This is a genomic window from Gluconobacter sp. DsW_056, from assembly GCF_002153595.1.
Classification (GTDB): Bacteria; Pseudomonadota; Alphaproteobacteria; order Acetobacterales; family Acetobacteraceae; genus Gluconobacter; species Gluconobacter albidus.
This window is the reverse complement of record NZ_JOPF01000002.1, coordinates 189,611-216,010: the sequence shown is the minus strand read 5'-3', so window position 1 is coordinate 216,010 and position 26,400 is coordinate 189,611. Positions and strand designations below refer to the sequence as shown.

The window sequence follows — 26,400 nt, the reverse complement described above, 5'->3', positions numbered from 1 at the left end:
CAGCTCAGCCGGCATCCGCGGCGAACTTGATGGCGTCTCCCTTCCAGACCGCCATGTAATCGTCGACTTCAGGACGTTTGCGCTCATCCGAATGCTTTGCGGGCGTTCCGACAAACAGGAAACCGGCCAGACGATGCGGCTCGGGCAGCCCGAGCGACTCAAGAAGTACGCGGTCTTCGCAGAAGGGACCCGTCACCCACATGCCGCCGAATCCGGACGCATGGAGCGCGTTCAGGACGTTCATCGCCCCTGCCGCCACAGCCATTTCCTGTTCGATGACCGGGATTTTTCCTTCCGGCTTAAGATGCATCCCGAGTGCGATGATCATTGGCATATTGGAAAAGCGATGATGGCGCTTGGTCTTCTTGGCCTCGGGCGCGTCAGGCTCCTGCCGCCCCATCGCTTCCACCACGAGATCGGCAAAAGCCTCGCGATGCTTGCCCTTGATGACCGTATAGCGCCAGGGCCGCATCTTCCCGTGATCCGGGGCCCGCAGACCTGCGGAGAGAATGGTGCGGAGGTCATCCCCCTTCGGTGGAGGCTCGACGAGATGGTCCGTCGAGGCGCGGGAGAGAAGGACGTCGAGGGGAGAATGATGATGTGCCATAATCAGGAAATATGGGCCCATCTCTCTTCCCCGCCAAGGGCAATTTCCTGACACTGCCCACTTCAAGGAAACGTGACGCCCTTTCGGGCCATCTCCCGCGAGAACATACTTTCCCCGCCCCCTTTTTCTGCCTTTGCTTTTTCTTTCTGCCTACGTACGGATTTTGCACTCATGTTGGCCGGACAACGTGGAAATCCGCGCCATGCTGGTGTAGCAGGGATGTCATGAACGACATCCGCCACGCCAGCCTGCATCGCGCCACCAGCGAAACCGACATCACACTTGCCCTCACGCTCGACGGCGAAGGCCGCTCCGACGTGGACAGTGGCATCGGCTTTTTCGATCACATGCTGACGGCGCTGGCCAAACATGGCGGCTTCAACCTTGACCTGAAGGCCAAGGGAGACCTGCATATCGACGGGCATCATACCGTCGAGGATGTCGGCATCGTTTTCGGGCAGGCCTTTCGTCAGGCCATCGGAGACAAGCGCGGCATCGAGCGTTTCGGCCATGCGCTTGTCCCGCTTGACGAAGCCCTGTGCGAGGCCGTGGTGGATATTTCCGGCCGCCCCTATCTCGCCTGGAATGTCGTCTTCCCCCGCGAGAAGATCGGCACGATGGACACGGAACTGTTCGAAGAATTTTTCCGCGCCTTCGCCATGTCCGCCCATATCGCCCTGCATCTGACCTGCAAGGCCGGCACCAACGCCCATCACATCGCCGAAAGCGGCTTCAAGGCCGTTGCCCGCGCCCTGAAGGTGGCGGTCTCGCATGATCCGCGTTCGGCGGGAGCCATTCCCTCCACCAAGGGCGTGCTGTGAAGCTCTACATTCCCTGCACAAAGCCCGGAGCCACCGGCCCGCAGATGCCCGTTATGGTGCAGGACGGCTTTTCATGGCGCGTCCTGTTTTTCGGCTGGTTTGGTCTGCTGACCTATGGCGCATGGATTTCCGCCCTTCTGGCCGCAGCCGTGACGATGATCCTGCTGCATGTCCTGAAAGGATTCTGGTCCCGGCTGGACCTGATCGTGGCCATCCACGCCGTGCTCGCCAGCTTCACGGCTGAGATCCGTCTGTGGGAACAGCGCCTGAACGGCCGCGTCCCCGGCACGCCCATCGCCGCCCCCAGCCGGGACATCGCGCTCCTGCGCTGGATGGACCAGCAGCAATACGCCCCTTCCTACGGCACATCCCCGGAGTTTCCATGCGCGTCGTCGTAATTGACTACAATGGCGGAAATCTCGCCTCGGCCGCACAGGCTGCCCGCAAGGCCGCGACGCGCAAGGGAATCGAGGCCGATGTCGTCATCTCCCGCGACGCAGACGACATCCTCACCGCAGACCGCCTGATCCTCCCCGGTCAGGGCGCATTCGCGGACTGCGCGCAGGGTCTCGGCCCGGAACTGCGCACCATGCTGGAAACCGCAACCGCGAACGGTACACCCTTTCTCGGCATCTGCGTCGGCATGCAGCTTATGTGCGAATATGGCCTCGAACATGGACGCACCGAAGGGCTGGGCTGGATTTCCGGCAATATCCGCCGCATGGATGAAGCCGCCAGTGCAGGCCTGCGCCTGCCGCACATGGGCTGGAACACGCTGGACTTCACGCCCGGCGCGCATCTGCTGACGGACGGTCTCACGCCTGGCAATCACGGTTATTTCGTTCACTCCTATGCCCTGCATGACGGCGCGGACAGCGATCTGGTCGCCACCGCGCAGTACGGCACGCAGGTTCCGGCCATCGTCGCTCGCGGGAACCGCTGCGGCACGCAGTTCCACGTTGAAAAAAGCCAGGATGTCGGCCTGACCATCCTCGGCAACTTCCTGCGGTGGACTTCATGACGATCACCTGCGAACGGGTCGTCTCGTCGCTATCACCCGAAGATCTGGATGCCCTGATCGAAGCGACATCGGCCGGCATTCTGGACGGCGGCGGCTTCGGCTGGCTTCAGCCTCCCGGCCCGCAGGCTCTGGCGCGCTATTTCGAAGGGCTGCTGCTCGTGCCGGAGCGCAGCTTCTACGTCGTGCGCGAAAATGGTGTGATCTGCGGCGCGGGGCAGCTTGTGCGTCCCCCTGCAAGTTATGAAGCCCATGCGGCAACCGCCAACCTGACCGGCTTTTTCGTGGCGCCCTATGCCCGAGGCCGCGGTCTGGGACGCGCGCTTCTGGAAGCCATGCTCAAGGGCGCAAAGGCCATTGGCTGCAAGGTTGTAAACTGCGACATCCGCGAAACGCATGTCGCCGCTATCGGGCTGTTCCGGTCATTCGAATTCGAACACTGGGGCACGCATCCTTATTATGCACGGATCGGAGGGCAGACGGTGCGCGGACTTTTTCTCTCAAAACTTCTGGCAAACGAGAACGAGGCCGCCCGCTGGCAGTCCAGCATCGCGATGCCTGACGCCAGTGGTTCCGCACCCGATGCGCTCGCCGAACCGGAAGCGCACGCTCCGGCTCACGGCCTGACGCTCTACCCGGCGATCGACCTCAAGGACGGCGCCTGCGTCCGCCTGCGGCGCGGGGAAATGGAAGACGCCACCCATTATTCCGACGATCCCGGGGCACAGGCCCGTCTGTTCGCCGAGGCCGGGTGCCGTCACATCCATGTCGTGGATCTGAACGGTGCCTTCGCTGGCCGCTCCACCAATATTCCGGCCATTGAATCCATCGTGAAGGCTACAAGCCTTCCTGTACAGCTCGGCGGTGGCATCCGGGATATGGCTGCGATTGAACGCTGGCTCGAAGCGGGCGTCTCCCGCGTCATTCTCGGCTCCGTGGCCGTCAAGGACCCCGAACTGGTTCGGCAGGCCGCTCGTGCTTTCCCGGGGCGCATCGTCGCTGGCATCGACGCCCGACAGGGCCGCGTCGCCACCGAAGGCTGGGCAGAAGTCTCCGAACTCGAAGCCAACGACCTTGCTCTGCGCATGGAAGATGCCGGTGTCGCCGCTGTGATCTTCACCGAGATCACCCGCGACGGCATGCTGGCCGGGCTGGATCTGGAACAGACCGCCGATATGGCCCGCCGCCTGTCCATTCCCGTCATCGCCAGCGGCGGGGTCGGCAATCTGGAGCATCTCAAGGCCCTGCGCGACATCGCACGGGACGTTCCAGGCATTTCCGGTGCCATTGTCGGTCGCGCCCTCTATGATGGTCGCATCGCGCTCAAAGACGCTCTGGACGTCCTCGGATCATGCTGAAACTGCGCGTCATTCCCTGTCTGGACGTCAAGGACGGTCGCGTCGTCAAAGGCGTGAACTTCGTCTCCCTGCGCGATGCGGGCGATCCGGTCGAACAGGCCAAGCTCTATGACGCTGCCGGCGCTGACGAACTGACCTTTCTCGACATCACGGCCAGCGTCGAAAACCGGGACACCATCCTTGATGTCGTCCGCCGCACGGCCGAGGCTATCTGCCTCCCCCTGACCGTGGGTGGAGGGGTGCGCACCTGTGAAGACATGCGCCGCCTCCTGCTGGCCGGTGCCGATAAATGCGCCGTCAACTCGGCCGCCATCAAAAATCCGGCCCTGATCCGCGAAGCTTCTGAACGCTTCGGCAGCCAGTGCATTGTCGTCGCCATCGACGCACGATCCAATGGACAGGGCGGATGGGAAGTCTATGCCAAGGGCGGCCGCGAACCCACGGGGCTGGATGTCGTGGAATGGGCGCGGAAAATGCAGGATCTGGGCGCAGGCGAAATCCTGCTCACCAGCATGGACCGCGACGGCACCCGCGCAGGCTTTGACCTCGACCTGCTGCGCGCGGTCTGCAACGCCGTGACAGTTCCGGTCGTCGCTTCTGGTGGTGTGGGCGAATTACAGCATTTCGTGGAAGGTGCAGAAGTTGGCGCAAGTGGCCTTCTGGCGGCAAGTGTGTTCCACTTCGGCCAGTTCCGGATTGATGAAGTCAAGAACGCGCTGAACAAGGCCGGCCTGCCGGTCAGGCTTGGAGAATAAGATCATGGGTAAACCCGCCACCAAACCGGCTCCAAAGCCTTCGAAGCAGCAGGACGATAAAAAGTCTGATGCCCTGCAGGAACAGGTCCTCCAGCGCCTCTATGACACGGTTCAGTCCCGTCGTGGCACTGATCCGTCGCTTAGCCATTCCGCGCGCCTGATGTCCCGCGGCCGCAACAAGATCGCCCAGAAATTCGGCGAAGAAGCCGTGGAATGCCTGATCGAAGCCGTCAACGGCAACCGCAAGGAACTGATCGGGGAAAGCGCGGACGTGCTGTACCACCTGATCGTCATGTGGGTGGACGCAGGCGTCTCACCCGAAGACGTCTGGACAGAGCTCAAGCGCCGCGAAGGCACGAGCGGCATCGCCGAAAAAGCTGCCCGCCCCAAGGAAAAGCTCGGCTGAGCAGGAGCCCGACCATGACATACGATCCCGGCAATATCTTCGCCCGCATCCTGCGCAGAGAAATTCCTGCGCATACCGTTTATGAAGACGACTTCGCCCTTGCCTTCCACGACATCGCCCCGCAGGCTCCGATCCACGTTCTGGTCATCCCCAAGGGCCCTTACGTTTCCATTGCCGATTTCGGTGCGACAGCCTCTGCGGAAGAAATCACGGGCTTCTGGCGCGCGGTCTCAAAAATCGCTGAAGAACAGGGCCTGACCCACGAAGGTTTTCGACTCATCAGCAATTCCGGCCCCAATTCCGGACAGGAAGTTCCCCATTTCCATGTTCATCTCTTCGGCGGAAAAAGCCTGGGTCCCCTCCTGACACAAAAAACTTCCTAAATAATGCTTGCCAAGATCCGAAGGGCCTCCTATTAAGCCCTTCGCCTCGTCCCATTCGTCTAGAGGCCTAGGACACTGCCCTCTCACGGCGGCAACAGGGGTTCGAATCCCCTATGGGACACCATCTGATTTATTGCAGTCTTGTGCAAATTTCACAGATAATTAAGCGGCAGGTCAACTTTTAAAATATTGGGTTATTCCTGAAATAATCGGGAAAATACGGGCTCTGATTCAGGCCTTTACGACATGTAACCCGCTGAATTACGTCGGCATCACGCACGGCAGGTGAATTTATTCGGAAGTTTCTTTGAAAACGGACGAAGTATTCACTGGCTCAGAGAATACTACAGGGCGCTGCGGGCTATCATTAACCCGCAGGCTGAAGACGTCAGGGCGTGCATAATGGCCTGCAACGTCGAGATCGTATTTGCCCCGGATCACGTCGTCCAGATCAATATCGGCCGTAAGGATGGCTTCGCGATCATAGATTGGTCCGGCAATGATTTCCCCGAGCGGACTGACGATCACGCTGCCGCCACGAATGAGCACGGTCTCCGGGTCATTGCCCTGATGGCAGGTATAATTTTCTGGCGCGTCGGCGCGCGTCATGTACTGACAGGCGCTGAGAACAAACGTCCGCCCCTCATAGGCAATATGCCGCATCGAAGCCTGCCAGATGTCGCGCTCGTCCACCGTGGGCGCGCACCAGAGATTGATGCCCCGTGCATACATGCTCTGACGCAGGTCCGGCATATAATTTTCCCAGCAGATTGCAGCTCCGATCCGCCCGATATCCGTATCGAAGACTGGAATGGTCGAACCGTCCCCCTGCCCCCAGACCAGCCTTTCGGTTCCGGTCGGCATCAGCTTGCGATGTTTGCCCAGAAGATTTCCGTCAGGCCCGAAAAAAAGCGCCGTACAGTAAAGCGTGGCGCCGTCACGCTCGATGACACCAACGACAAGATGTGCCTTCATTTTCGCTGCGAAAGAGCCGATCCGCGCTGTTTCTGCCCCCGGCACATCAATTGCCGCTTTCCAGTAGCGCAGATAGTCCTCACGCCCTTCCGGGAAACGACTGCCCAGAACAGCGCCGAAATTTAGCCCCTTTGGATAGCCGCCGACATACGCCTCAGGAAAGACTGCAAGCTCAACGCCCTGTGCCGCAGCAGCTTCGCAATGGGCTTCCATCCGATCCAGTGTGCGGGGGGTGTCGAAGAGACTGGTTCCTGCCTGAATGACGGCGACGCGACGCTGACTCATGTCCGGATCTCTTATGGAGGTGGTGGATTGCAATGGCGGAGAGAGTGGACTTCCCTGCATTATCGGGCAAATTGATTGTTTTGATAGTCAAAATCACCATGGTCGATATTTCACGCCTTGATTTCAATCTGGCCACCACCTTTCTCGCACTCTGGGAAGAACGCAGCGTTTCCAGAGCGGCACACCGATTGTCCCTGAGCCAGTCGGCTGTCAGCGCTTCTCTGGCGCGCTTGCGGGAAGCGGCAGATGATCCCTTGTTCGTCCGTACGCGTGAGGGCATGCAGCCCACCCTTCGGGCGATTGCCATGGCAGAGCCACTTCAGGACGGAGTGGCCCGGATCCATACAGCGTTCTCGACCGTCACGGCATTTGATCCGGCAACCAGCCGACAGCACTTTTCCCTGGGAATGTCAGACGATTTCCAGATCGCAATCGGCCCACTGATCGCAAGGCGGCTGGCAGCGGAAGCGCCCCGTATTTCAGTAACGTTCAGGCAGGCCAACAGACACCGGGTCGAGGCGCTTTTCGCAGCGGGCGAAATCGACTTTGCCCTGGTTGCACAGCCAAACGTGCGTTCCGGATTACAGCAGCAGGAGATCGGACAGTCCGGTTATGCCTGTCTGCTTGATCCGATCGCCTGTGGCCTTACACTTCCACTGCGTCTCGAAGACTATCTGGCTCTGCCACATCTTCTGGTGTCGTTTTCAGGCCGCGAGGGCATTGTAGATCATGTCCTGAAGAATCTTGGCCTGTCGCGACGGGTACAAACGGCTTTAACGCATTTCTCTGCCCTACCGCCATTCCTGACCGGGACGCGCGCTGTTGCTACACTACCAGTCCATGCCGCCCGGAGTCTCGCTGCTGTTTCGGGCCTTACGGTCTGCGCGGCGCCCATTGATCTGGGCGAATATTCTGTGTCGTTACTCTGGCAGCGTACGGCAGATAATCCCTGGATACGTCAGATCATCCGCGACGCTTTCGCACAGTTTCGGAGAACAGAAAATTAACCTGTCTGAAGAGCGGACTATCCCACGTTCACACCCGGCAGGGTCTTGCCGGGATTCAGGATGTTTCCAGGATCAAAAGCCGCCTTGATCGCCCGCATCATATCAAGAGCCACAGCGTTTTTGTGCTGCGCCATGGATGGCAGCTTGCAAAGACCGATCCCATGTTCTGCCGAGAATGTCCCGTCCATTTCCACTGCAAGAGCATCAATGGCTGCACGCAGGGCCGCTTCGACTGCGGGGTCACTTCCTGAGGGCCACACCGTATAATGGATGTTTCCGTCACCAAAATGCGCGACGGCAATGTCCGTAAATCCGGGATCTATTGCAGCCATGATTTCCGGAATACGGTCGAGGTAGTCTGCAATCCGATCCAGCGGAACGGCAACATCAGTATCAATGACGGGATGGCGTTGAAAGGCGAGTTCTGCAGCGGCCTCCCGGAGCGCCCATATTTCCTGACGCTGTGTGTCACTCTGGGCGATAACGGCATCCACCAGTATCCCCCTCTCCAGAGCATCAGCCAGAACTGCTTCCAGAATCTCCCCTAGCTCCTCGTTCCGCACAGTCGCCAGTTCCACAAGAAGAACCGCAGGATAGGAGACATCGAAAAACCGGCGGCCCGCCGGCACGAGGGCCTCATATCCGGCAACGTAACTGCGGGACATGAACTCATAGGCCGTCACGGCATTCCCAGAAGCATCCTGGAAAGCATTCAGCAATGCAGGTGCTACGCTCAGATCTTCAAGCGCGACCAGCGCCGTTGCATGAAACAGAGGTCGAGGATGCAGTTTCAGGATGGCCGCAGTAATGATCCCGAGCTGCCCTTCTGCTCCGATGATGAGATCACGCAGATCGAAACCGGAATTGTCTTTCTTCAGGGCCGTCATCAGATCAAGGACAGAGCCGTCCGGAAGCACAACTTCAAGCCCCAGACAAAGATCGCGCACGTTGCCGTAACGCAGGACATTCGCACCCCCCGCATTGGTGGAGAGCACGCCCCCAATCATCGCAGAACCCGCCGCTCCAAACGCAAGCGGAAACGTCAAACCGTGCTGAGCGGCCGCGGAATCAAGCGCTGCCACAATGACGCCAGCTTCGACAATGGCCACACGGGCATCATTTCTGATCTCGCGGATCCTGTTCATCCGTTCGATGGAAACCAGAATGGCCTCCGGTCCATAAGCTCCGCCATTGAGGCCGGTATTCCCGGCGATCGGAACGACCGGAACATGATACTGGCCTGCAAGACGCAGGATCGCGGCGACCTCCTCACGATTTTCGGGACGGACAACGGCCAGAGGCTGTCCCTCGAACTGGCCTGTCCAATCCCGTGACCAGCGCTCCGTTGCAGACCCCGCGAAGACCTGATCCACCCCGACAATCGCCTGCAATCCGGCATGGATCGCCTCTATCCGGTTATCCATTTCCATCATCACTCCTGTCCTGACCTGACATTCAGCCGCATGCGATCCCCGGTTTCTGGGAGAGTCCTCAGATATTGGCCTGACACATCAAAGACAGCACGGAAACGGCCGCCTCCCACTGCTGTCACTTCCGTGTCCGCATCATCTTCCTGGAACGCAATCATCCCGGATCGTTACAACCGGGAACTTTCTTATAGTCAGCCTTCCCCTAGCCTCAAGGGGTATAATAAAAATAAATACCAACCGGTCCAATTCTGATTATCATGATAGATTTAGAGCAAGATTCTGCTGTTTGCATCGCTTATCGTTTCTGTATCACACCAAATTTTATGGCTGGAACGGAACTGCCGATATGCTGACGAAAAACGGTTATAAAATCCTTCTTCTGTCGGGCTGTGCGTTATACTTCCAGCCAGCGCTGGCAGCATCCAGTGTGAAAACCGGAAAACCCGCTCCTACACATCATGCTCCTCGCAGCCGGGAAACTTCCCACCCCGCTCCCAAAGCCATTCCCGCGCACAAGGACGAATATATCTCGGTCCGCAAACAGGCTGTCGATGCCAACGGCGCTACGAACACGACGCCGGGCGGAGGTCTGATGCCCGTGCAGAGCGCTGCAAAATCCGTCAGCGGCGTCTCCCGGGACTACATTGCCAAACAGTCACCGACAGCCAATGCGGTGACCCTTCTTGCAATGAGCCCGGGCGTCGTTGTTGCAGCCAATGATCCCCTGGGTCTCAGCGACCGTATGAACGTCTCCATCCGCGGCCTGAACCAGACCGAACTGGGCACGACATACGAAGGCATGCCTGCAGGCGATCGCCTCTACTACACACCATTCGCAACCGAGTGGTCCGATACGGAGAACATCAGCCATCTCGAGGTTTCACAGGGTTCGCCTGATATTGATGCTCCTGTCTACAACTCGGTGGGCGGTCAGATCAGGGCCTCTGCGCGGCAGCCTTCCCACAAGGCGGGCGGGTACATCGACCTCAGCGGTGGCAACAAATCCCTCAACCGACAGTTTATCCGCCTCGACAGCGGCGAAATCGGCCATACCGGTATCCGAAACTACACGTCCTTTTCCCACACGGAAGTGAACAACTGGCGTGGATCGGGCAACACGAAGCGTTATCATGTCGACAGCCATTTTCTGAAGGAATGGGGCCATAACAGCATCGCCCCGTTCTTCGCCTGGAACTGGATGCGCACGGACGTCTACACCAACCCCACCCTGAGCCAGTGGAAGCAGGACGGAATTTCCTATAACTACGCCGGAAAATACTCCTACGGCACATCCAATTACTACAAGCTGCGCTTCAACCAGCGGCAGAACGTCATCGCCGCCATGCCGACGGAGTTCGAACTCCTGCCGGAACTGACGTTCAAGATCACGCCTTACATCATGTATACGCGCGGCTTCATCAACAGCGGTGCAAACGTCAACGGGAATTCGATGTTCGTCGGAGACCAGTCGGTCGGAACGGTGCAGCTACCGTACAGCGTCAACAATGTCGCTACCGTGGAAAACGTCGATGCCTATACTCAGGCCGCGGGTGGCCAGAACGCAACCCTGACATGGAAGCACAAATTCAATACCCTTCAGGTCGGCTACTGGTACGATTACTTCGACCACAACGAAAACACCTCGTACACACCGGTCGAACCCAACGGCAACGTGATGAACGAGTATGGCGGCAATCCGATCAAATCGTCTTCGGGAACGGTCATCGGAACCTATAATGGTCATCTCATCCAGCAGACAAACGCCCTCTTCATCAACGATACGATGAAATTTTTCGACGATCGCCTCGTGCTGAATGCCGGGTTCAAGGAAGTCATGGTCTCCCGCCATGCCACCAGCGCGATGCCCGGCCCGACTTATGCCGTTAACAAGAACGATGCAGAGCCGCTGCCACAGCTTTCAGTCAGCTATCGGATCACCCCCCATGACCAGGTCTATTTCAGTGCGTCGACGGCCTTCAAGGAACCGGCCGCTCTGAGCGCCTATGTCGACATCTACAGCGCCACAACGGGAAGAAAGACCAGCAGCCATTCGAGCAACCTCAAGCCGGAATATTCGATCTCCGAAGAAATCGGCTATCGCCATTACGGCGCAGTCAACTTCTCGGCGGCAGCGTTTAACTACAATCTGACCAACCGCCAGATTTCCAGCATCACCTACGTCAACAACAGCCCGCAGTCCTTCTCGGTCAATGGCGGCGGTCAGACGATCCGCGGCGTACAGGCGGAACTGAGCCTCCCTGCATGGCATCATTTCTCCCCCTATATTTCGGGCCAGTATCTCCATTCCGAAATGGGCAACAACATCCAGGTCGGAAACGATTACCTGCCGACCAAGGGAAAAGCTGCTGTTCTCGCTCCCAAATTCACCGGATCAATCGGCCTGAGCTACGACGACACCCGTTTCTTCGGAAACTTCACTTTCAACTACGTGGATTCACAATACAGCACTTTCATGAATGACCAGAGCATTCCGGCATTCAAGACGGCCAACCTGTCCGCCGGTTACCGCTTCAGGAAAATCGGCCCGGCCCAGCATCCGCAGATCCAGCTCAACCTGATGAATATCGGCGACGAGCACTATCTGTCCGGCGTGAACGGCATCGCCACGAACGCCCGCGCAACAAAGGGGATTTTCGGAACAGCAGTCGCCGCCGGGACACCGACCTATTATGTCGGCGGCGATTTTGCAGTTGCCTTCTCCCTGAGCTCCGATTTCTAACAACGATGCAGAGTCCAGATGCCTTCCCGCCTGCCCGCCATGATCTGGACCACGACCTGAGGACAAGAGGATACTGGAACAGTCCCTGGTGCATTCTCGGACTGGTTCTTCTCCCCGCGACATTCCTGATGGCCATCGACAAACAGGCGATGGTCGTCATGGCGCCCCGCATCCAGAACAGCCTCGGCTGCAGTCTGGGGCAGATCAGCAATGTCATTTCCGCCTACTCTTTTACCTATGCCCTCTGCCAGATCCCCGCTGGCTGGGTCTGCCGCCAACTGGGCGCGGCCCGGACCTATGCGGTGGCCTGCCTGTTCTGGTCCGTTGCCCTGCTTTCCACGGCCTTTGCCACCACGATCGCAGAACTGATCCTGTGCCGCGCGCTCCTCGGCATCGGGCAGGCGCCGGACTGGACGGCCGCACTCATCACCGTGCAGCAACGCTTCAGTTCCATTCACCGCTCTTCCGTCATCGCAATCCTGCTGGCCGCACTCTCCCTTGGAGCCGTCGTGGGCGCGCCTCTTTCCGTTTTTCTTATGACATCACTGTCATGGCGTCTGTGTTTTGCGATCTACGGAACAGCAGGGATCCTGCTCTTCGGCATTCTTCTGGCCTACAGCCGCAAAGCGGCAGAACCTTCGGTGCCGCAGAACAGGGCCAGCATGACAGAACCCTTTGCCCTGTCCCGCCTGTTCAGTATCGGAGGGGCCTATTTCTGTCTCATGGGCGTCGAAGGATTTTTTCTGGCCCTGTTTCCCCTGTACCTGAGGAACACATTCCACCTGAACATGAGCCATGTCGCCTGGTACGTTTCTGCATCCTATCTTGTCATTCTGCTGTCGAAGCTGCTGGGCGGCGTCGCGTCGGACATGCTGCTGCGCGCGGGTTTTTCGCAATGGCGCGCACGGGTTCCGCTTGGAATCGCAGGGCTCGGCGGCGGGACAGCCTTTCTGGCCGTGGCCCTGATGATGTCGAGCGGCACAGCCATGCTCCCTCTCGCCCTCATCGCCGCAGCATTTCTGGGATTAGGCCAGATCTCGATCTGGTCCTGCGTACAGGAGTTCGGCGGGGCATCCACGGCGCAGGTGTCATCGTGGACGCAGTTTCTGGGGAACCTGTCCGTTGCGGTGGTGCCGCTGGCCATGTCGTGGAGTGTTACGCTTCTCGGGGACTGGTGGCTGGCGGATGGGATGCTGGTGTTTTTGGGGCTGGCGGGGGTTGGAGCGCTGGCCTGTGTCCGAGCCCCTATCAGGGCCTGAGGGTAAGGTCTCCGATCAGGAGGGCGACGGCCGCGCGGGTGGGTTCGATCACGGGGCGTTGGCAGATGTCTTCAAGATGCGGCTGGAAATGCGCCATGCCTGCACAGCCCATGAGGATCGTATCGGCGCCCTGATCGACGAGGCGTTTTGCCGCATCAACCATCCTGTCGAGCAGCGCATGATCCGTGGCACCGGCAGCCGTAGTGCCGATGCCGAGACTGCCGGCATAGCGCTCACCCACGCCCATTCCGCGTACCAGACGGCGCTGACGGAAGACCGATTTTTCGGACAGGGCGATGATGCCGAAGCGGTCCCCTCGGGTCAGGGCGTGCAGGATGGCGCTTTCCCCGATCCCGCGGACCGCGGCGGACGGCGTGTTTTCACGCGCGCCCGCAACGCCCGGATCACTGAAACAGGCGATGGCGTAAGCCTCGGCCGGATTGTCGCGGATAGCGCGCTGAACCATGGGGGCCACTTCGTCCGCGTCGCTCTGGAGCGCGACACCCGGCGGGGCTTCGGGAAGATCCATCACGTCGATGCGGAAGGACGTGCGGTCGCGCATCGGAGCGAGGGCCGCATCAATCGCGCGCGTTACCTGAGACGAGGAATTGGGATTGATGACGAGGATACGGTAAGGGAGCATGTTCAGTGCACTCCTTGGGAACGGGCTGCGCCGGAAGGACAGCATTTTCGGGCAGGTGCCATTTATGGATCAGGGACAGATAGGTTCCGTCCCGCTGAAGCGCCAAAAGCGCGTTTGAGACGCGGCAAGTGAAGGCGGCGTCCCCTTTGGGTAGGCCGATGCCCAAAGGGCTCAGATGAAACGGCTCACCCACAGCCTGAAGCGTGTGGCCGCTGATTTCAACCGTCCAGGGAAGCGTCAGGCTGTCCTGCAGGGCAGCAACCACGCGGCCTTCGCGGAGTTGCAGGCGCGCATCTGCGGAGTTTTCGGTCGCGAAGAGAAGGACGGGCGGACGATTTTTGGCCACGCAGTTGCGCTCGCTCCAGGCCAGAAGCTCGGCGGGAACGGAGGTCACGCGGCTGGCGGCCACCCTGCGGCCGCAGAGTTCAGGCAGGCTGGACGGGGCCTGATCGTCCCCCGAGAGGGTCACGAACTGGAAGCCCGATTGCAGGTAATCGACAAAGGAGACGCTCTGGCGTCGCAGGGGCGTATCCACCATGCCGTTGAAAAACATCCTGATCCGCCCGGTCAGAAGAGAGGGGATGAGTTGCGCAAAGCCCGTCTCGACCATCTGGGGCGTCATGCCCATCCGCTGGCTCAGGGCCGTTGCGAGATCGACATCGAAGCCTTCGAGCACGCCCGTCGTGGTGTCGCGCATGTCGAGCGGCGGATAGCTGGGATACAGCCCCAGCGGGAGATCAGGGGCCTCGGCTTTTGCGGCACCGAGACCCAGAAGCGCGATGACCGCGAAGAAGTGCGGCATGAACCGCGCTACAAACGGGGGCATGGCGCGGCACATCAGCGGCGGGTCGGGAAAGTCGGCGGAATGAGTGTTTCCACGGACCGGCCCAGCCGGTCACGCTGGGCAACGGAGCCGACAATCCGCGCCTGCTCCTCGACCAGACGGGAAGTCGCACCTTCATAATCCATCGTGAGCACCCTCCCCTTCTCCACGACCTTGCGGCCCGCCACGTAGACGGAATGGATGGCGCGGTCATCGGCGGAGAAAATGAGCGAGCGCACCGGATCGATCGAGGGGCGCATCATCGGATGCGACAGATCGACCAGCACCAGATCGGCCGGACCACCGGTTTTCAGACGGCCGATATCGTCCCGTCCAAGCAGCGAGGCCCCAACGCAGGTGGCGGCATCGAACACGTCGCGCGTGGAGACGGCCTCGGGGCTCTGTTCCTGCACGCGGCCCAGATAGGCTGTCAGACGCAGATCATCGAGAATGGTGTGCGGATAGGTGTCCGTCCCCAGACCGATGCGGATTCCGGCGCGTTTGTAGCGCCCGAAATCGCGCAGGACGTAGCCGCGCCGGGCGAAAACCGTAGCGCAGTGCGCGACACCCGCGTCCCGGCTGGCGAGGATGTCGAGATCGCGTTTCGTGTGCCAGGGCGTGGACGGATGGTCGTCCAGAAAGATCGCATGGCCGACGATGCTGCGGCTGGAGAGCACGCCCAGACTGTCGAGCCACTGAACGGGCGTCATGCCGTGGCGGCGGGTGATTTCCTGAAACTCTACGATCGACTGCGCCGCATGGGTCTGCCACGGCAGGTCCCGTTTTTCGGCCGCGGCGAAGGAGGCTTTCAGAATTTCGGGGGAGCAGGTGTCGATCTGGGCGGGGACGATCATGCCGGACAGACGGCCCGATGCGTGGGCGTGTGCAGCGTCCACGGTTTCCAGCGCCTCATCCATCGAGCGCTGGCCGCCGTCCTCGCTCCAGCTGTAATCGACGGTATAGCCGTTCGTAGTTTTCCACGCGGCGGAGCGGAACATCGGCCCCAGACAGACCCTCAGCCCGCTTTCCGTCGCCGCATCGAGCCAACCCGCCCACGGCGTGGAGAGGTCCACGATCGTGGTCACGCCCGAGAGCAGCATTTCGCTGTAGGCCACGCGTGCGCAGTCCGGCTTGCTGGCGGCATCGGCGCGGAAGACCGGCATGTATTCGTACAGGGACGAATAGAACAGGCCGGGGGAACCGAGCTCATCGAACATGCCCCGGCTCATGGGTTCCGTCGCCGGGTGGGAGTGGACATCCACCAGACCCGGCATGGCCATGAGGTCGCGCCCGTCCACATCGACCGGAAGTGCTGCATACATGTCCGGCAGTTCCGACGCGGGGCCGGCAAAAATGATCCTGCCGCCTTCGATCACGAGGTCGGTGTCGGGCGCATAGACATGGCCCGCACTGCGCTCGTCCCACAGGACGGCCTGTCGCAGGCCGGAAATGCGGATCGGACGGGCGGTCATGGTGCGGTCGATCCGGCCGCTTCACACGCCTCGAAGTGACGGGCGATCTGCTCGCCCGTGGCGATCCAGACGTCGCGGCATTCGATCGTATAGGCCAGGAAATTGCGCAGCAGGCGCAGGCGCATTGGACGGCCGCTGACAAGCGGGTGCAGGACGGTGCCGACCATGGCGCCCCAGGCGCGTGTTTCGTCCAGTTCGTCCTTCCACATGGACAGCACGTGTTCCTTCGGGAAGATCGAGCGAGCGCCAAAGCGGGTGCTGAGGCCGTGCATCCAGTCATCGAAACAGGAGGAGGGCGGAAGCTCGACGACGCCCGGCGTCAGGTCCGGCAGGATCTGACGGTAGGGGCGCACATCGTCGCGCCATGAGCTGGAATAGAGCATGCCTTCGCGCTTAAGCGCCGTGCGCAGTTCGTCGCAGCTTTCGCCATAGGGTGCCCTGTAGCCCACGGGGCGCACGCCATGCTTGGCCAGCGCCTCGAAACCGCGTGCCAGTTCGTCCTCGATATGCGCCGATCCGGGATCGGGCAGCAGGTGATGATAGCCGTGATGGCCGACTTCGTGGCCGTCGCGCAGAACGCTTTCCACCATCGCAGGGTAGGCATCCGCTGCCCAGCCGGTCGTGAAGAACGTGGCCTTGAGGTCCAGTTCACGCAGCAGTTCGAGGACCTTGGGCAGTCCGACACGGGCTTCATAGCCGCCATAGGACATCGAGACGAGCTTGTCCGCGTGGGACGGGTCCTTGCTGGTGATGGCACTTTCGGCGTCGATATCGAAGGACAGCATCATCGCGGCCCGCATGCCGTGGAGCCAAGGGAATTCAGGCGCTGCCCCTGCGAGGTTCGAGGGGCGGATCGGAACGTCGTCGTAACTGCGAGTCATGGGGTATCTCCGCGTGTGAAGAGTCAGGCAGTGGTTTTCTGGCCGAGGACGGCGGCGAGGAACGCGCGTGTGCGGTCTTCGCGTGGGGTTCCGAAGAAGTCGGCGGTCGGGGCATCTTCCAGAATGACGCCACCATCCATGAACAGGATGCGATCGGCGACTTCCCGGGCGAAAGAGAGTTCATGGGTGACGACCAGCATCGTCACGCCGCTGGCCGCGACGCTTTTCATGACGGCCAGCACATCGCCTACGGATTCCGGGTCGAGCGCGCTGGTCGGCTCGTCGAACAGCATGACGGTGGGTTTCAACGCCAGCGCGCGGGCGATGGCGACGCGCTGCTGCTGGCCGCCGGAAAGCTGCGCGGGATAATGATCCGCGCGATGCTCCAGCCCGACGCTGCGCAGAAGCTCCAGCGCTTCGGAGCGGACTTCCGCAGCCGCGCGCTTCTGCACGCGGACCGGCCCTTCCATGACGTTTTCAAGCGCCGTCATGTGCGGGAAGAGATTGAAACGCTGGAAAACCATACCGGCCAGACGTCTCTGACGGGCAATGTCATGCGCGCTTCGGGGGACCAGTCGTCCATTCCGCTCCCGGAGGCCGAGCAGTTCGCCGCTCATCACGATCAGTCCGTCTTCCGTTGTCTCAAGCTGGGCGATGCAGCGCAGGATCGTCGTCTTGCCTGACCCGGAACCGCCGAGGACGCACACGACCTGTCCGGGTGGGATATCGAGCGACACACCTTTCAGAACAGGGTTCGTGCCAAACGATTTGTGCAGGTTCCTGATCCAGATCGCAGGTTCGGTCATGAGGATTTTCCTCGTGAAAAGCGGCGTTCAAGCAGATGCTGCAGCGGCGAGAGAACAGTCACGGCGGCCAGATACCAGAAGCCTGCAACGATCAGCAGTTCGATCACCCGCGTGTTGGCGTAATAGATCGTCTCCGCATTGTGCAGGACTTCGGGATACTGGATGAGGCTGGCGAGCGAGGTCAGCTTGATCATATTGATGAATTCGTTGCCCAGCGGCGGGATAACCGTCCGGAACGCCTGCGGGAAAATGATGCGGCGCATGGCCATCAGGCGCGTCATGCCGATGGCGGACGCGGCTTCATACTGTCCGCGATCCACGCTCTGGAAACCGGCGCGAAAGATTTCGGCAATATAGGCGGCCTGATTGAGGCCCAGCCCGAACAGCGCCGAGAGAAACGGCGTCATGAGATCGACCGTCCGGTACGAGCCGATGCCCGGCAGGATGACGTGCGGGAAGATCAGCGCAAGGTTGAACCAGATCAGCAGTTGCAGGATGACCGGCACGCCACGGAACAGCCAGACATACAGCCCCGAGACGATCCGGGGCAGCCAGGCCGTGGACAGCCGGCCCAGCGCCAGAACAATACCCGCGATCATGCCCAGCACCATGGCGCATATCGCCATCAGCAGCGTGGCGCCGACGCCGCGCAGGATGGACGGCACGAACAGGAACTGGCCGACATAGCGCCATTCGATCTGCCCGACGGCAAAGGCATGGATGATCCAGGCGCAGAGGGCGAGCAGCACGACGCCCGAGGCGATCTGCGTCCATGCGATACCCCTTCCACGCGGCAGGGCAAGAAGCCGGGAAGACTCTGTCATTCTGGTCATGGTGTTGATCCGTCTGAGTCCGGGTCGGAAAGTGCGGCGTCCTGAAGGGACCAGCGCTGAAGAAGGCGTGCGTAGGTCCCGTCTGCCCTGAGATTGGCGAAGGCGTGCGCGACCTGTGCCTCAAGGGCAGTCTGTCCTTTGGAAAAAGCCATCGACAGCAGCATGTTCGACAGCGGATTTCCCAGTCGGCGGAAGGCGTGATGGGTGATGTCGATAAAATATCCGACCGTCTCGCCCCCCTGCACCATGGCCGCGACGCGCCCCTGAAGGAGCTGTATCCGGGCGTCTGCCCCGCTTTCGGACGGGTAGAACACCATCGCGGGATGTCCCTGCGCCTCGCAGTGATCGTGGCTCCACTGCCGGATCATGGACGGGAAGGATGTGGCGCGGCTGGCGGCGACCTTTTGGCCGCACAGCATCTCGGGGCTCCGGACATCGCCCTGTGACAGGACGAGGACCTGTGCGCCGGATTTGAGATAGTCCAGAAAATCCAGAAAGGCGCGGCGTTCGGGACGGTCGGAAAATCCACTGAGGATCATGTCGGTGCGGCCGCTCTGGACCGAGGGGATCATTTGAGGGAAGGCCGTCTCGACCCATTCGGCCTTCACACCCATGCGGGCCGCCAGGGCATTTCCGAAATCAATGTCGAAGCCGGTCAGGCGGTCCGTGACCGGATCGCGGAATTCAAGCGGTGGATAAATCGGATTAACCGCAATCCGGAGCACTCCCGAAGACGCCTGTGCGCCCTCCACATGCCCCCAGAGGAGACAGGCCGTCAGAGACAGGAGTGTCCGGAATGTCGACGTCATCAGCCGATTTCGTCCTCCGGGTAGACGACGCCCGTCTGGCTTGTGATGCGGGTATACCATTGCGGCCGCCGATGTGCCTCGAAGTTGAACATCTTGGTCTTGCCCTGCTGGCAGAGATCAAGATCACAGTCCGCGACAATCACTTCGTCAGCAAGGGTCGTGGTCTGGGCCACAATCTGGCCGTTCGGGTCAACGATGCAGCTTCCGCCGATCAGGCAGGACCCGTCCTCGTCGCCCGCTTTTGCCACGGCTACGGCCCAGCAGGCATTCATATACGCATTGGCCTGCGCGACGAGCTGCGCATGGAAGGTGCGCAGATCCGCACTTTCGGTATCGCCGCCGTTTGGATCGTAGGCGGCGGAATTATAGCCCACGCAGAGCAGTTCCATACCTTGCAGGGCCAGCGTGCGCCAGGCTTCCGGCCAGCGGCGGTCGTTGCAGATCAGCATGCCGATGAGGGCACCGGACCATTCCGCTCCCGCACGATAAACCGGGAAACCGAGATCGCCATATTCGAAGTAGCGCTTCTCGAGCTGCTGGAACTGCGCGCCGGGCCTTGGCTCGACCGAACCCGGCAGATGGACCTTGCGGTACTTGCCAAGGACCGTGCCGTCGCACGCAACAATAATGCTGGTATTGAAACGTTCGCCTTCGGGCGTGATCTCCGCGTAGCCGACATAGAAGCCGATGCCGAGCTCCTTGGCCCGATCGAACAGAGGCTGGACCTCCGGATTGGGCATGGAACGCTCGTATTCCTTCAGGAGCTCCGCTCCCTCAAGCAGCCAGCGCGGGAAGAATGTCGTGAACGCGAGTTCGGGATAGACAACGAGCGTGGCGCCTTTCGAGGCTGCCTCTTCCAGAAGGGCAATCATGCGCCCGACCGTATGGCTCCGCGCATCGGCTTTCTGTGTCGGGCCCATCTGGGCTGCGGCAATCCGAATGATCCGTCCCATAGTCATTTTCTCTCGTCCGGGTCTCATATGCAGCACGACGGCGAACCCCTTCGCACACCGGCCGGTTACAAATTCATTGCCATTTTGTTTCGGTTAGCTCAATAATCCCGCTAATCAGATATCCCACCTTCATATTCAAAAAACTTATAGATGAACCTCCGCCAGATCGAGATCCTCCGGGCGATCATTCGCCACAACACAACCGTCGCAGCCGCGCGCGTTCTGGGGCTGTCGCAGCCTGCGATCAGCAACGCCATCCGCACGATGGAGGATCAGGTGGGCTTCGCCCTGTTCCAGAGGGTCAACAACCGGATTTACCCGACGCCTGAAGCCACGATCATCGTGGATGACGCGGAGGCAATCTTCGACCTGCATGAACGGCTCGAAGGCCGGATTCAGGATCTTCGGGACAGCCGGGCCGGGCAGCTCCGGCTTGTGGCCACACCGCCGATTGGATACGGGATGCTGGCGACGGCGATCCAGCGCACGCAGTCCCTTCGGCCGATAATCCGGACGTATTTCGACGTCCGGCGCTATGAAGGCGTCGTCAACAGTGTGGAAAGCCACAAGGCGGAACTGGGATTTGCGCTCGGCTTCAGCGGCAAGCCAGGGCTGGCGTCGGAAGTTCTATATCGCGGCGAGATGGTCTGCGTCATGCCGCCGGGTCATCCGCTCAGCGAACGCCGGCAGATCCGCCCCTGGGACCTGCGGGACTATCATTTCATCGCTCTGGAATCCGGCACCAAGCTCGGGGAAGCCACACGCGCGGCCTTCGATCAGGAAGACGAGGGTTTCACCTTCTCTGCCGAAGTCCGCTACGCCAACACAGCCTGTACGCTTGCGGAAGCCAATGCGGGGGTCGCAATTGTGGACCCGCTGACGGCCTCGTCGGGGCGCTTCAAACTCGTCAGCCGCCCCTTTGCACCGGCCATTCCCGTCGCCGCGTATGCGATATGGTCCGAGAACCGCTCGCTTTCACGACTTGGACGCTTTTTTCTGGAGCGCGTCCGCGAGGTTGTGACCGATCTTCCCAAAGAGCCTTGAGCATCAGGAAAAGGACACGACCGCACCGCGGGGCGATCCCATGATTTCGTCCTCGCGCATGACGGCCTGACCGCGAATGACCGTCATGACAGGCCAGCCGGTGCAGGACATCCCTGCAAACGGTGTCCAGCCACAGGGAGACGTAATCCAGCTTTCCTCGATTGTCTGGCGATGCGCGAGATCGACGATCGTGAAGTCCGCGTCATAGCCCGGAGCGATATGCCCCTTCCCGACCGCGCCATAGACGCGCGCGGGACCAGCGGACATCAGCGATACCATCCGCTCAAGCGGCAGACGACCGGCGTTCACATGATCAAGCATGATGGGGACAAGCGTCTGCACGCCCGTGAGACCCGCAGAGGTCAGCGGCCAGGGGCGTTCCTTGGCCTCACGGGAATGAGGGGCATGATCGGAGCCGATGCACTCCACATCTCCCGCATTGACCGCCGCCCAGGACGCATCGTAGTGGCGCTGGTCACGGATGGGCGGGTTCATGATCGCGTAACCCCCAAGGCGATCGTAAACATCCGGTCCGACCTGCGTAAGGTGATTGACCAGAACCTCGACCGTTCCGATATCCTTGAAATCGCGCATATAGGCGAGTTCTTCCGCGGTGGAGACATGCAGGATATGCGTCTTGCGCCCTGTTTTTCGCGCCAGCGACATCAGGCGGCGGGTGCCAAGAAACGCACATTCTACGTCCCGCCATTCCATATGCGTGCGGTAGGGCTGGCCGACGGAAAAGAGCTTCTTACGTTCCTGAAGGCGCGTTTCGTCCTCTGAATGGTAGCAGACGCGGCGGGTGCCATTCCGCATCAGGGCTTCGAGACTGGCATCGTCTTCCACAAGAAGATCACCCGTCGATGATCCAGCAAAGACCTTGATCGCGCAGACATTGTCCTGGACTTCGAGTATATCCAGCGTGTCGATGTTCTTCTTCGTCGCCCCGACATAGAGCCCGATATCACACCAGCTCTTACCCGGAATCATGGCGCGCTTGCGGTCCAGAACCTCTTGGGAAACCACTGATTCCGCCGTATTCGGCATGTCGAAAACCGCCGTCACGCCGCCAAGAATGGCGCCCCTCGTTCCTTCATGGATGGTCTCGACGCTGGCATTGCCCGGTTCGCGCAGATGGACATGCGGGTCGATGATGCCGGGCAGGACGTGCAGACCAGTACAGTCGATGACTTCGGTTGCCTCTGCGCGACCGAGATCTCCGATGGCGACGATCTTTCCGTCACGGCAGCCAATATCGGCGCGTTCCTGCGACGAGGTGACGACAGTCCCGTTTTTCAGAATGAGATCGAAATGGTCCATGGAGGTCGTCCTTGCCTGCTCTGGGAATGATATCGAGTCGAAAAATACTCCATGTCAGGCATGAGTGCGTCCAGTGTCCGCTCTATCGGCAGTTGTGGGTCACTATCACGCCCATGAATAGCCAGTCCGGATATCCGATACGCCAGCGCGGGAAACTTCTTTTATACAAGGCCTCAACAGACCGGCTTGCAGTGGAGGGATCGTGTCGACTGTCGACAACCGTATCGGGTTCGTTATGGGTAAATTCGTTCCTCTTCGGGAGGCCGTCATTCCTGTCATGGATCGCGGGTTTCTTTTCGGGGATGGCGTCTATGAGGTGACGGCCGTCATTGAGGGGCGTCTGGTGGATAACGACCACCATCTCCGGCGTCTGGACCGCTCACTGGCGGAGATCGGCATTGCCAACCCGTTCAGCATCGAGAAATGGACTGGCGTTGAGACCGAACTCATGCGCCGCAATGAACTGCGCAACGGGCTGATCTATATTCAGGTCAGCCGCGGTGTGGCCGAACGGGCTTTCCAGTACAAGAACGGTCTTGAGCCCACCGTGGTGATGTTCCCGCAGTTCAACCGGGTCCAGTCCAATCCGGTCATCGAAACCGGTGGGCGGATCATTACCGTGCCCGATCTGCGCTGGGCGCGACGGGATATCAAGTCCACATCGCTTCTGGCGCAGGTCATGGCCAAGCACGCCGTGAAACAGGCCGGGGTGAACGAGGCCTGGATGCTGGATGGCGACGAGATCACCGAAGGCGCTTCCTCGACCGCATTCATCGTTAGTGCGAGCAACGAACTGATTACGCGCAATCTTTCTCAGGATATTCTTCCGGGCATTACGCGACGCACGATCATCGAAATTGCCAAACGTCACGGTCTGACGATCGTGGAGCGGCCATTTTCAAAGGCGGACGTTCTGGGCGCGGCGGAAGTCTTTTATACGAGTGCCTCGACGATCGCCGTCCCCGTTATCGAAATGGATGGTGTGGGTGTCGGCGGCGGTGCTCCCGGTCCGGTTTTCCGCAGTCTTTATGATGCCTATCTGCAGGACGTCATGCAGCTGCCCGAAATCATTTCCTGAAATTTCCTTCCCCAAGAACAAGGACCATCAGCAATGTCGATCACACGTCTGGATCCTCACGAACGCCTCAGCGGTGCTGTCATCTGCAATGGCATGATCCACTTTGCGGGTCAGGTGACCACCGACGAAACCCTGGACACCGAAGGCCAGACCGCCAACGTCCTCCAGCAGATTGACAGCCTTCTGGCACAGGCCGGAAGCCGGAAAAGCGACATCGTCTCCGTCCAGATCTTCCTGACGGATATTTCCGAGATCGGCGCGATGAACAGAGCGTGGGACGCCTGGCTCGATCAGGACGCCAAGCCTGCACGGGCCACGGTGGAAGCCCGTCTGGTGGACCCCGCCTGGAAAGTCGAAATGACGCTGGTTGCACGCCTCGGCTCCTGAGGCAAAACTCCCCTTCCCCTGACACCATCCCGGAGCCTCCATGCGCCTTCTCTCTGCCGACGAAACACGACAGGCCCTGCCCTTTCAGCCCCTGATCGCAGCGCTGAGAACAGCCATTACGGAATATCGGGACTGGACCATCGTCTGTCCGGAACGCCTTGTCGTGCCGACCGCCGACCGCACTGGAACGGTGCTGTCGATGGTGGCCTGTGGGCCGGACCTGATCGCACACAAGCTGTTGACCATTTTTCCCGGAAATAGCGCTCTACCGACCCTTCAGGGACAGGTGACGTGTCTGGATGGGCAAAACGGACGTTTTTTGTTCGCCATGGACGGCATTACCGCGACCGAGCGGCGCACCGCCGCGATCTCGATGCTTGGACTGTCCTGCTTTCGACCAAAACGCCTCAAACACGTTCTGCTCATCGGGACCGGCGCACAGGCACGGGTTCATCTTGAAGCACTGAATGAGCTCTATCCGGGCCTTTCCGTGACGATCCGTGGGCGGAACACGCAGCGTATCCAGCCCCTGATCGAGGGCCCTTACCCCGCTCTTCGCATTCAGGCCGAGAGAGAGACAGCAGACCGTTACGATGCGGTCATTTCCGTTACCAGCAGCCGGGAAATCCTTTTCGATCAGGAGGCTGCGCCGGAAACACTGGTGATCGGTGTCGGCGCATACAAACCGGATATGATCGAGATCGGACCGGGGATCGTCCTGAAAAGTCTTTGCGTTGTCGATGATCCCATTGGCGCACCCCACGAAGCGGGGGACATTCTTCAGGCAGGGAAAAATTGGTCAGAGGTGTGGGCTCTGGCGGATTTCCTTGAGGAGAAGCCTGAGCAGGACCAGCCGGTCTTTTTCAAAAGCGTCGGCTGTGCCGCGTGGGATCTCGCAGCCTGCCGACTTGCCATGGAATCCCTGCCGAAGTCAGCCGCATAGAAAGCCAGAGCGTAACGCCTTCCCCCCTATTACAGAGACGGTCAAACCGGGCGGGTATCAAAAATGGTATCCGCCCAGCCTCATTCCTCCTGGCATCAGTATGACTGGTGGCTCGTCAGGAAAATGATCCAACCTGCAGCCATCAACATACAGGCGGCAGAGATTGGGGCCCCCACGCGCGTAAAAGTCGCGAATGAAATCTTCACGCCGCAGCGCGCTGACTGCTCGACAACAATAATCCCTGCAAGGCTGCCAAAGATGATCAGGTTGCTGAAGAAACCTGTTCCCAGTGCCAAAGCAGCCCCCACGGCATTCACGTTTGCACCTGAATTCAGGAATGGGACCAGCAACATGACAGTAGGGTTGTTTCCAATAATATTACTCAAAGTTGCGCTCGTCAGAAACAGGGACAAGGGATCATTCAAATCAATTCCATAGCCATGAAGATGGTGTAGAATATTTTGTGGCAAACCTGTTTTTGATAATGCCGCGTTGACGATAAACAGACCCGATATCAACAACAAAAGATTTGCGTCAACTCTACGAAGAACATCACTCGATGAAATTTTTCTATTCAAAAGAAGAATTGCAGCAGCGGTCAACGCAACCAGCTCTTTTGGCCAAACATCCAAAACAAATGCGATAATCACGGAAATGGTTATAAATATTGCTTTGCAGGTCTCCTGAATATTTAAGGGAGTTTGCTCCGTTTTTGTTCCGGTTCTTTCCTTGGAAACTCCTGCATGTTCTAAAGTCCATTTTCCACGATACATCCAGGCAACAATCCCCCATACAATAGGCAAGGACAGCAAGGCCGGTATTCCAGCGACAGATAAAAAGCCTGTAAATGAAATCCCAAGTTCCTGAGCTGCAATCATATTTTGCGGGCTCCCAATTAAAGTCCCGGCTGATCCTGTATTGGCGGCAAAGCAAAAAGCCAGCAGAAACGGAACCGGATTAAGGCCACGCGCCAAAGTTACGGAGACCAGAAGAGGCGTCATGGCGACCACAACGACATCATTCGTCAGCAGCGCTGACAGGCAACCGGACACCGCTACAAAGACGGCCAGAAGTGCTATTGGCCCTACAGAAAGCGTTGCAACCTTGCGTGCTGTCCATTCATAAAACCCGGATTCAGCGAAGGCACCCGACACGACCATCAAGCCGAAAAGCATACCGATGGTTCGATAATCGACTGCCACCCATGCAGCTTTGGCACCTATACTGCCCACAGCCATCATCGCCATGGCACCAATCATGGCCGCGCCTGTACGATCGACTTTGAAGCCGGGCAATTTGCCCAGCCCCGTTGCCAGATAAACCATCAGGAAAATAAAAAGCGTTATATTCATCAATCATACCAG

General features: G+C 59.7%; 27 protein-coding genes and 1 tRNA gene. 15 read left to right on the top strand and 13 right to left on the bottom strand.

Annotated features, from left to right (window positions below):
- Positions 1 to 4 precede the first annotated feature (4 nt).
- A complete protein-coding gene (locus tag HK22_RS01760) occupies positions 5 to 607 on the bottom strand; it encodes a nitroreductase (RefSeq protein ID WP_143412363.1) in 603 nt (200 codons plus the stop codon).
- Between the two features lie 224 nt (positions 608 to 831).
- On the opposite strand from HK22_RS01760, the gene hisB reads away from it, so the two are divergent.
- The 8 genes from hisB (at position 832) to HK22_RS01720 (ending at position 5,472) form a co-directional block, all read left to right on the top strand.
- Complete coding sequence (hisB, locus tag HK22_RS01755; RefSeq protein WP_086648118.1) at positions 832 to 1,428, top strand: imidazoleglycerol-phosphate dehydratase HisB; 597 nt, start codon at positions 832 to 834, stop codon at positions 1,426 to 1,428.
- Entirely contained in the window at positions 1,425 to 1,826 is a 402-nt protein-coding gene (locus tag HK22_RS01750; RefSeq protein WP_086648117.1) for a hypothetical protein, read from the top strand. The genes hisB and HK22_RS01750 overlap by 4 nt, the downstream gene beginning before the upstream one ends.
- Positions 1,811 to 2,449, top strand: a complete 639-nt coding sequence (gene hisH / locus HK22_RS01745; protein WP_086648116.1) for an imidazole glycerol phosphate synthase subunit HisH — start codon at positions 1,811 to 1,813, stop codon at positions 2,447 to 2,449. The genes HK22_RS01750 and hisH overlap by 16 nt, the downstream gene beginning before the upstream one ends.
- A complete protein-coding gene (hisA, locus tag HK22_RS01740; RefSeq protein WP_062029011.1) occupies positions 2,446 to 3,804 on the top strand; it encodes a 1-(5-phosphoribosyl)-5-[(5-phosphoribosylamino)methylideneamino]imidazole-4-carboxamide isomerase in 1,359 nt (452 codons plus the stop codon). Before hisH ends, hisA begins: the two co-directional genes overlap by 4 nt.
- A complete protein-coding gene (hisF, locus tag HK22_RS01735) occupies positions 3,798 to 4,559 on the top strand; it encodes an imidazole glycerol phosphate synthase subunit HisF (protein ID WP_062028934.1) in 762 nt (253 codons plus the stop codon). Before hisA ends, hisF begins: the two co-directional genes overlap by 7 nt.
- Before the next feature lie 4 nt (positions 4,560 to 4,563).
- The gene (locus tag HK22_RS01730) at positions 4,564 to 4,965 is read left to right on the top strand and encodes a phosphoribosyl-ATP diphosphatase (protein WP_062109905.1); all 402 of its coding nucleotides are present in this window, start codon (positions 4,564 to 4,566) and stop codon (positions 4,963 to 4,965) included.
- 14 nt (positions 4,966 to 4,979) lie between these two features.
- Positions 4,980 to 5,348 (top strand): histidine triad nucleotide-binding protein, encoded by a 369-nt coding sequence (locus tag HK22_RS01725; protein ID WP_062109904.1) that lies wholly within the window; start codon positions 4,980 to 4,982, stop codon positions 5,346 to 5,348.
- A gap of 48 nt (positions 5,349 to 5,396) precedes the next feature.
- A tRNA-Glu gene (locus tag HK22_RS01720) sits at positions 5,397 to 5,472 on the top strand.
- 167 nt (positions 5,473 to 5,639) lie between these two features.
- Here HK22_RS01720 and HK22_RS01715 read toward each other — a convergent pair.
- Entirely contained in the window at positions 5,640 to 6,608 is a 969-nt protein-coding gene (locus tag HK22_RS01715; protein ID WP_086648115.1) for a carbon-nitrogen hydrolase family protein, read from the bottom strand.
- A gap of 98 nt (positions 6,609 to 6,706) precedes the next feature.
- Here HK22_RS01715 and HK22_RS01710 point away from each other — a divergent pair, with 98 nt between their 5' ends.
- Positions 6,707 to 7,615 carry a LysR substrate-binding domain-containing protein gene (locus HK22_RS01710; RefSeq protein WP_086648114.1) on the top strand — a complete coding sequence of 303 codons (909 nt, stop codon included), beginning with the start codon at positions 6,707 to 6,709 and terminating at the stop codon, positions 7,613 to 7,615.
- Between the two features lie 17 nt (positions 7,616 to 7,632).
- Here the strand turns inward: HK22_RS01710 and HK22_RS01705 are convergent, their stop codons facing one another.
- Complete coding sequence (locus HK22_RS01705) at positions 7,633 to 9,048, bottom strand: FAD-binding oxidoreductase (RefSeq protein ID WP_198945452.1); 1,416 nt, start codon at positions 9,046 to 9,048, stop codon at positions 7,633 to 7,635.
- Between the two features lie 343 nt (positions 9,049 to 9,391).
- On the opposite strand from HK22_RS01705, the gene HK22_RS01700 reads away from it, so the two are divergent.
- Both HK22_RS01700 and HK22_RS01695 read left to right on the top strand, forming a co-directional pair.
- Positions 9,392 to 11,785, top strand: coding sequence for a TonB-dependent receptor (locus tag HK22_RS01700; protein ID WP_086648113.1), 2,394 nt, complete (start codon positions 9,392 to 9,394; stop codon positions 11,783 to 11,785).
- Positions 11,786 to 11,790: 5 nt separating this feature from the next.
- Entirely contained in the window at positions 11,791 to 13,044 is a 1,254-nt protein-coding gene (locus HK22_RS01695) for an MFS transporter (RefSeq protein WP_086648112.1), read from the top strand.
- On the opposite strand, the gene HK22_RS01690 is transcribed toward HK22_RS01695, so the two are convergent.
- Genes HK22_RS01690 through HK22_RS01655 form a run of 8 tightly spaced genes read right to left on the bottom strand, consistent with a single transcriptional unit; the run spans position 13,034 to position 20,264 of the window.
- Positions 13,034 to 13,687, bottom strand: a complete 654-nt coding sequence (locus tag HK22_RS01690; protein WP_086648111.1) for an aspartate/glutamate racemase family protein — start codon at positions 13,685 to 13,687, stop codon at positions 13,034 to 13,036. The two genes, HK22_RS01695 and HK22_RS01690, sit on opposite strands and share 11 nt — an antisense overlap.
- A complete protein-coding gene (locus HK22_RS01685) occupies positions 13,623 to 14,513 on the bottom strand; it encodes an ABC transporter substrate-binding protein (RefSeq protein WP_158093529.1) in 891 nt (296 codons plus the stop codon). The genes HK22_RS01690 and HK22_RS01685 overlap by 65 nt, the downstream gene beginning before the upstream one ends.
- Before the next feature lie 11 nt (positions 14,514 to 14,524).
- Positions 14,525 to 15,982, bottom strand: coding sequence for an amidohydrolase family protein (locus HK22_RS01680; RefSeq protein ID WP_086648109.1), 1,458 nt, complete (start codon positions 15,980 to 15,982; stop codon positions 14,525 to 14,527).
- A complete protein-coding gene (locus tag HK22_RS01675; protein WP_086648108.1) occupies positions 15,979 to 16,863 on the bottom strand; it encodes a polysaccharide deacetylase in 885 nt (294 codons plus the stop codon). The genes HK22_RS01680 and HK22_RS01675 overlap by 4 nt, the downstream gene beginning before the upstream one ends.
- A gap of 23 nt (positions 16,864 to 16,886) precedes the next feature.
- Complete coding sequence (locus HK22_RS01670) at positions 16,887 to 17,669, bottom strand: amino acid ABC transporter ATP-binding protein (RefSeq protein WP_086648107.1); 783 nt, start codon at positions 17,667 to 17,669, stop codon at positions 16,887 to 16,889.
- Positions 17,666 to 18,502 (bottom strand): amino acid ABC transporter permease, encoded by an 837-nt coding sequence (locus HK22_RS01665; protein ID WP_086648106.1) that lies wholly within the window; start codon positions 18,500 to 18,502, stop codon positions 17,666 to 17,668. Before HK22_RS01665 ends, HK22_RS01670 begins: the two co-directional genes overlap by 4 nt.
- The gene (locus tag HK22_RS01660) at positions 18,499 to 19,311 is read right to left on the bottom strand and encodes an ABC transporter substrate-binding protein (protein ID WP_158093528.1); all 813 of its coding nucleotides are present in this window, start codon (positions 19,309 to 19,311) and stop codon (positions 18,499 to 18,501) included. Before HK22_RS01660 ends, HK22_RS01665 begins: the two co-directional genes overlap by 4 nt.
- Positions 19,311 to 20,264 carry an N-carbamoyl-D-amino-acid hydrolase gene (locus HK22_RS01655; protein ID WP_086648104.1) on the bottom strand — a complete coding sequence of 318 codons (954 nt, stop codon included), beginning with the start codon at positions 20,262 to 20,264 and terminating at the stop codon, positions 19,311 to 19,313. Before HK22_RS01655 ends, HK22_RS01660 begins: the two co-directional genes overlap by 1 nt.
- Positions 20,265 to 20,414: 150 nt before the next feature.
- Here HK22_RS01655 and HK22_RS01650 point away from each other — a divergent pair, with 150 nt between their 5' ends.
- Positions 20,415 to 21,308 carry a LysR family transcriptional regulator gene (locus HK22_RS01650; RefSeq protein ID WP_086648103.1) on the top strand — a complete coding sequence of 298 codons (894 nt, stop codon included), beginning with the start codon at positions 20,415 to 20,417 and terminating at the stop codon, positions 21,306 to 21,308.
- A 3-nt stretch (positions 21,309 to 21,311) separates the two neighbouring features.
- On the opposite strand, the gene HK22_RS01645 is transcribed toward HK22_RS01650, so the two are convergent.
- A complete protein-coding gene (locus tag HK22_RS01645) occupies positions 21,312 to 22,628 on the bottom strand; it encodes a dihydroorotase (RefSeq protein WP_086648102.1) in 1,317 nt (438 codons plus the stop codon).
- Between the two features lie 202 nt (positions 22,629 to 22,830).
- On the opposite strand from HK22_RS01645, the gene HK22_RS01640 reads away from it, so the two are divergent.
- From HK22_RS01640 to HK22_RS01630, 3 genes are read left to right on the top strand one after another with little or no spacing between them, the layout of a single operon-like run.
- On the top strand, positions 22,831 to 23,706 hold the full coding sequence (locus HK22_RS01640; protein WP_198945451.1) for a D-amino-acid transaminase: 876 nt from the start codon (positions 22,831 to 22,833) through the stop codon (positions 23,704 to 23,706).
- A 33-nt stretch (positions 23,707 to 23,739) separates the two neighbouring features.
- Entirely contained in the window at positions 23,740 to 24,093 is a 354-nt protein-coding gene (locus HK22_RS01635) for a RidA family protein (protein ID WP_086648101.1), read from the top strand.
- A gap of 40 nt (positions 24,094 to 24,133) precedes the next feature.
- Complete coding sequence (locus tag HK22_RS01630; RefSeq protein WP_086648100.1) at positions 24,134 to 25,036, top strand: delta(1)-pyrroline-2-carboxylate reductase family protein; 903 nt, start codon at positions 24,134 to 24,136, stop codon at positions 25,034 to 25,036.
- Between the two features lie 95 nt (positions 25,037 to 25,131).
- On the opposite strand, the gene HK22_RS01625 is transcribed toward HK22_RS01630, so the two are convergent.
- Entirely contained in the window at positions 25,132 to 26,388 is a 1,257-nt protein-coding gene (locus HK22_RS01625; protein WP_086648099.1) for an SLC13 family permease, read from the bottom strand.
- Between the last annotated feature and the right edge of the window lie 12 nt (positions 26,389 to 26,400).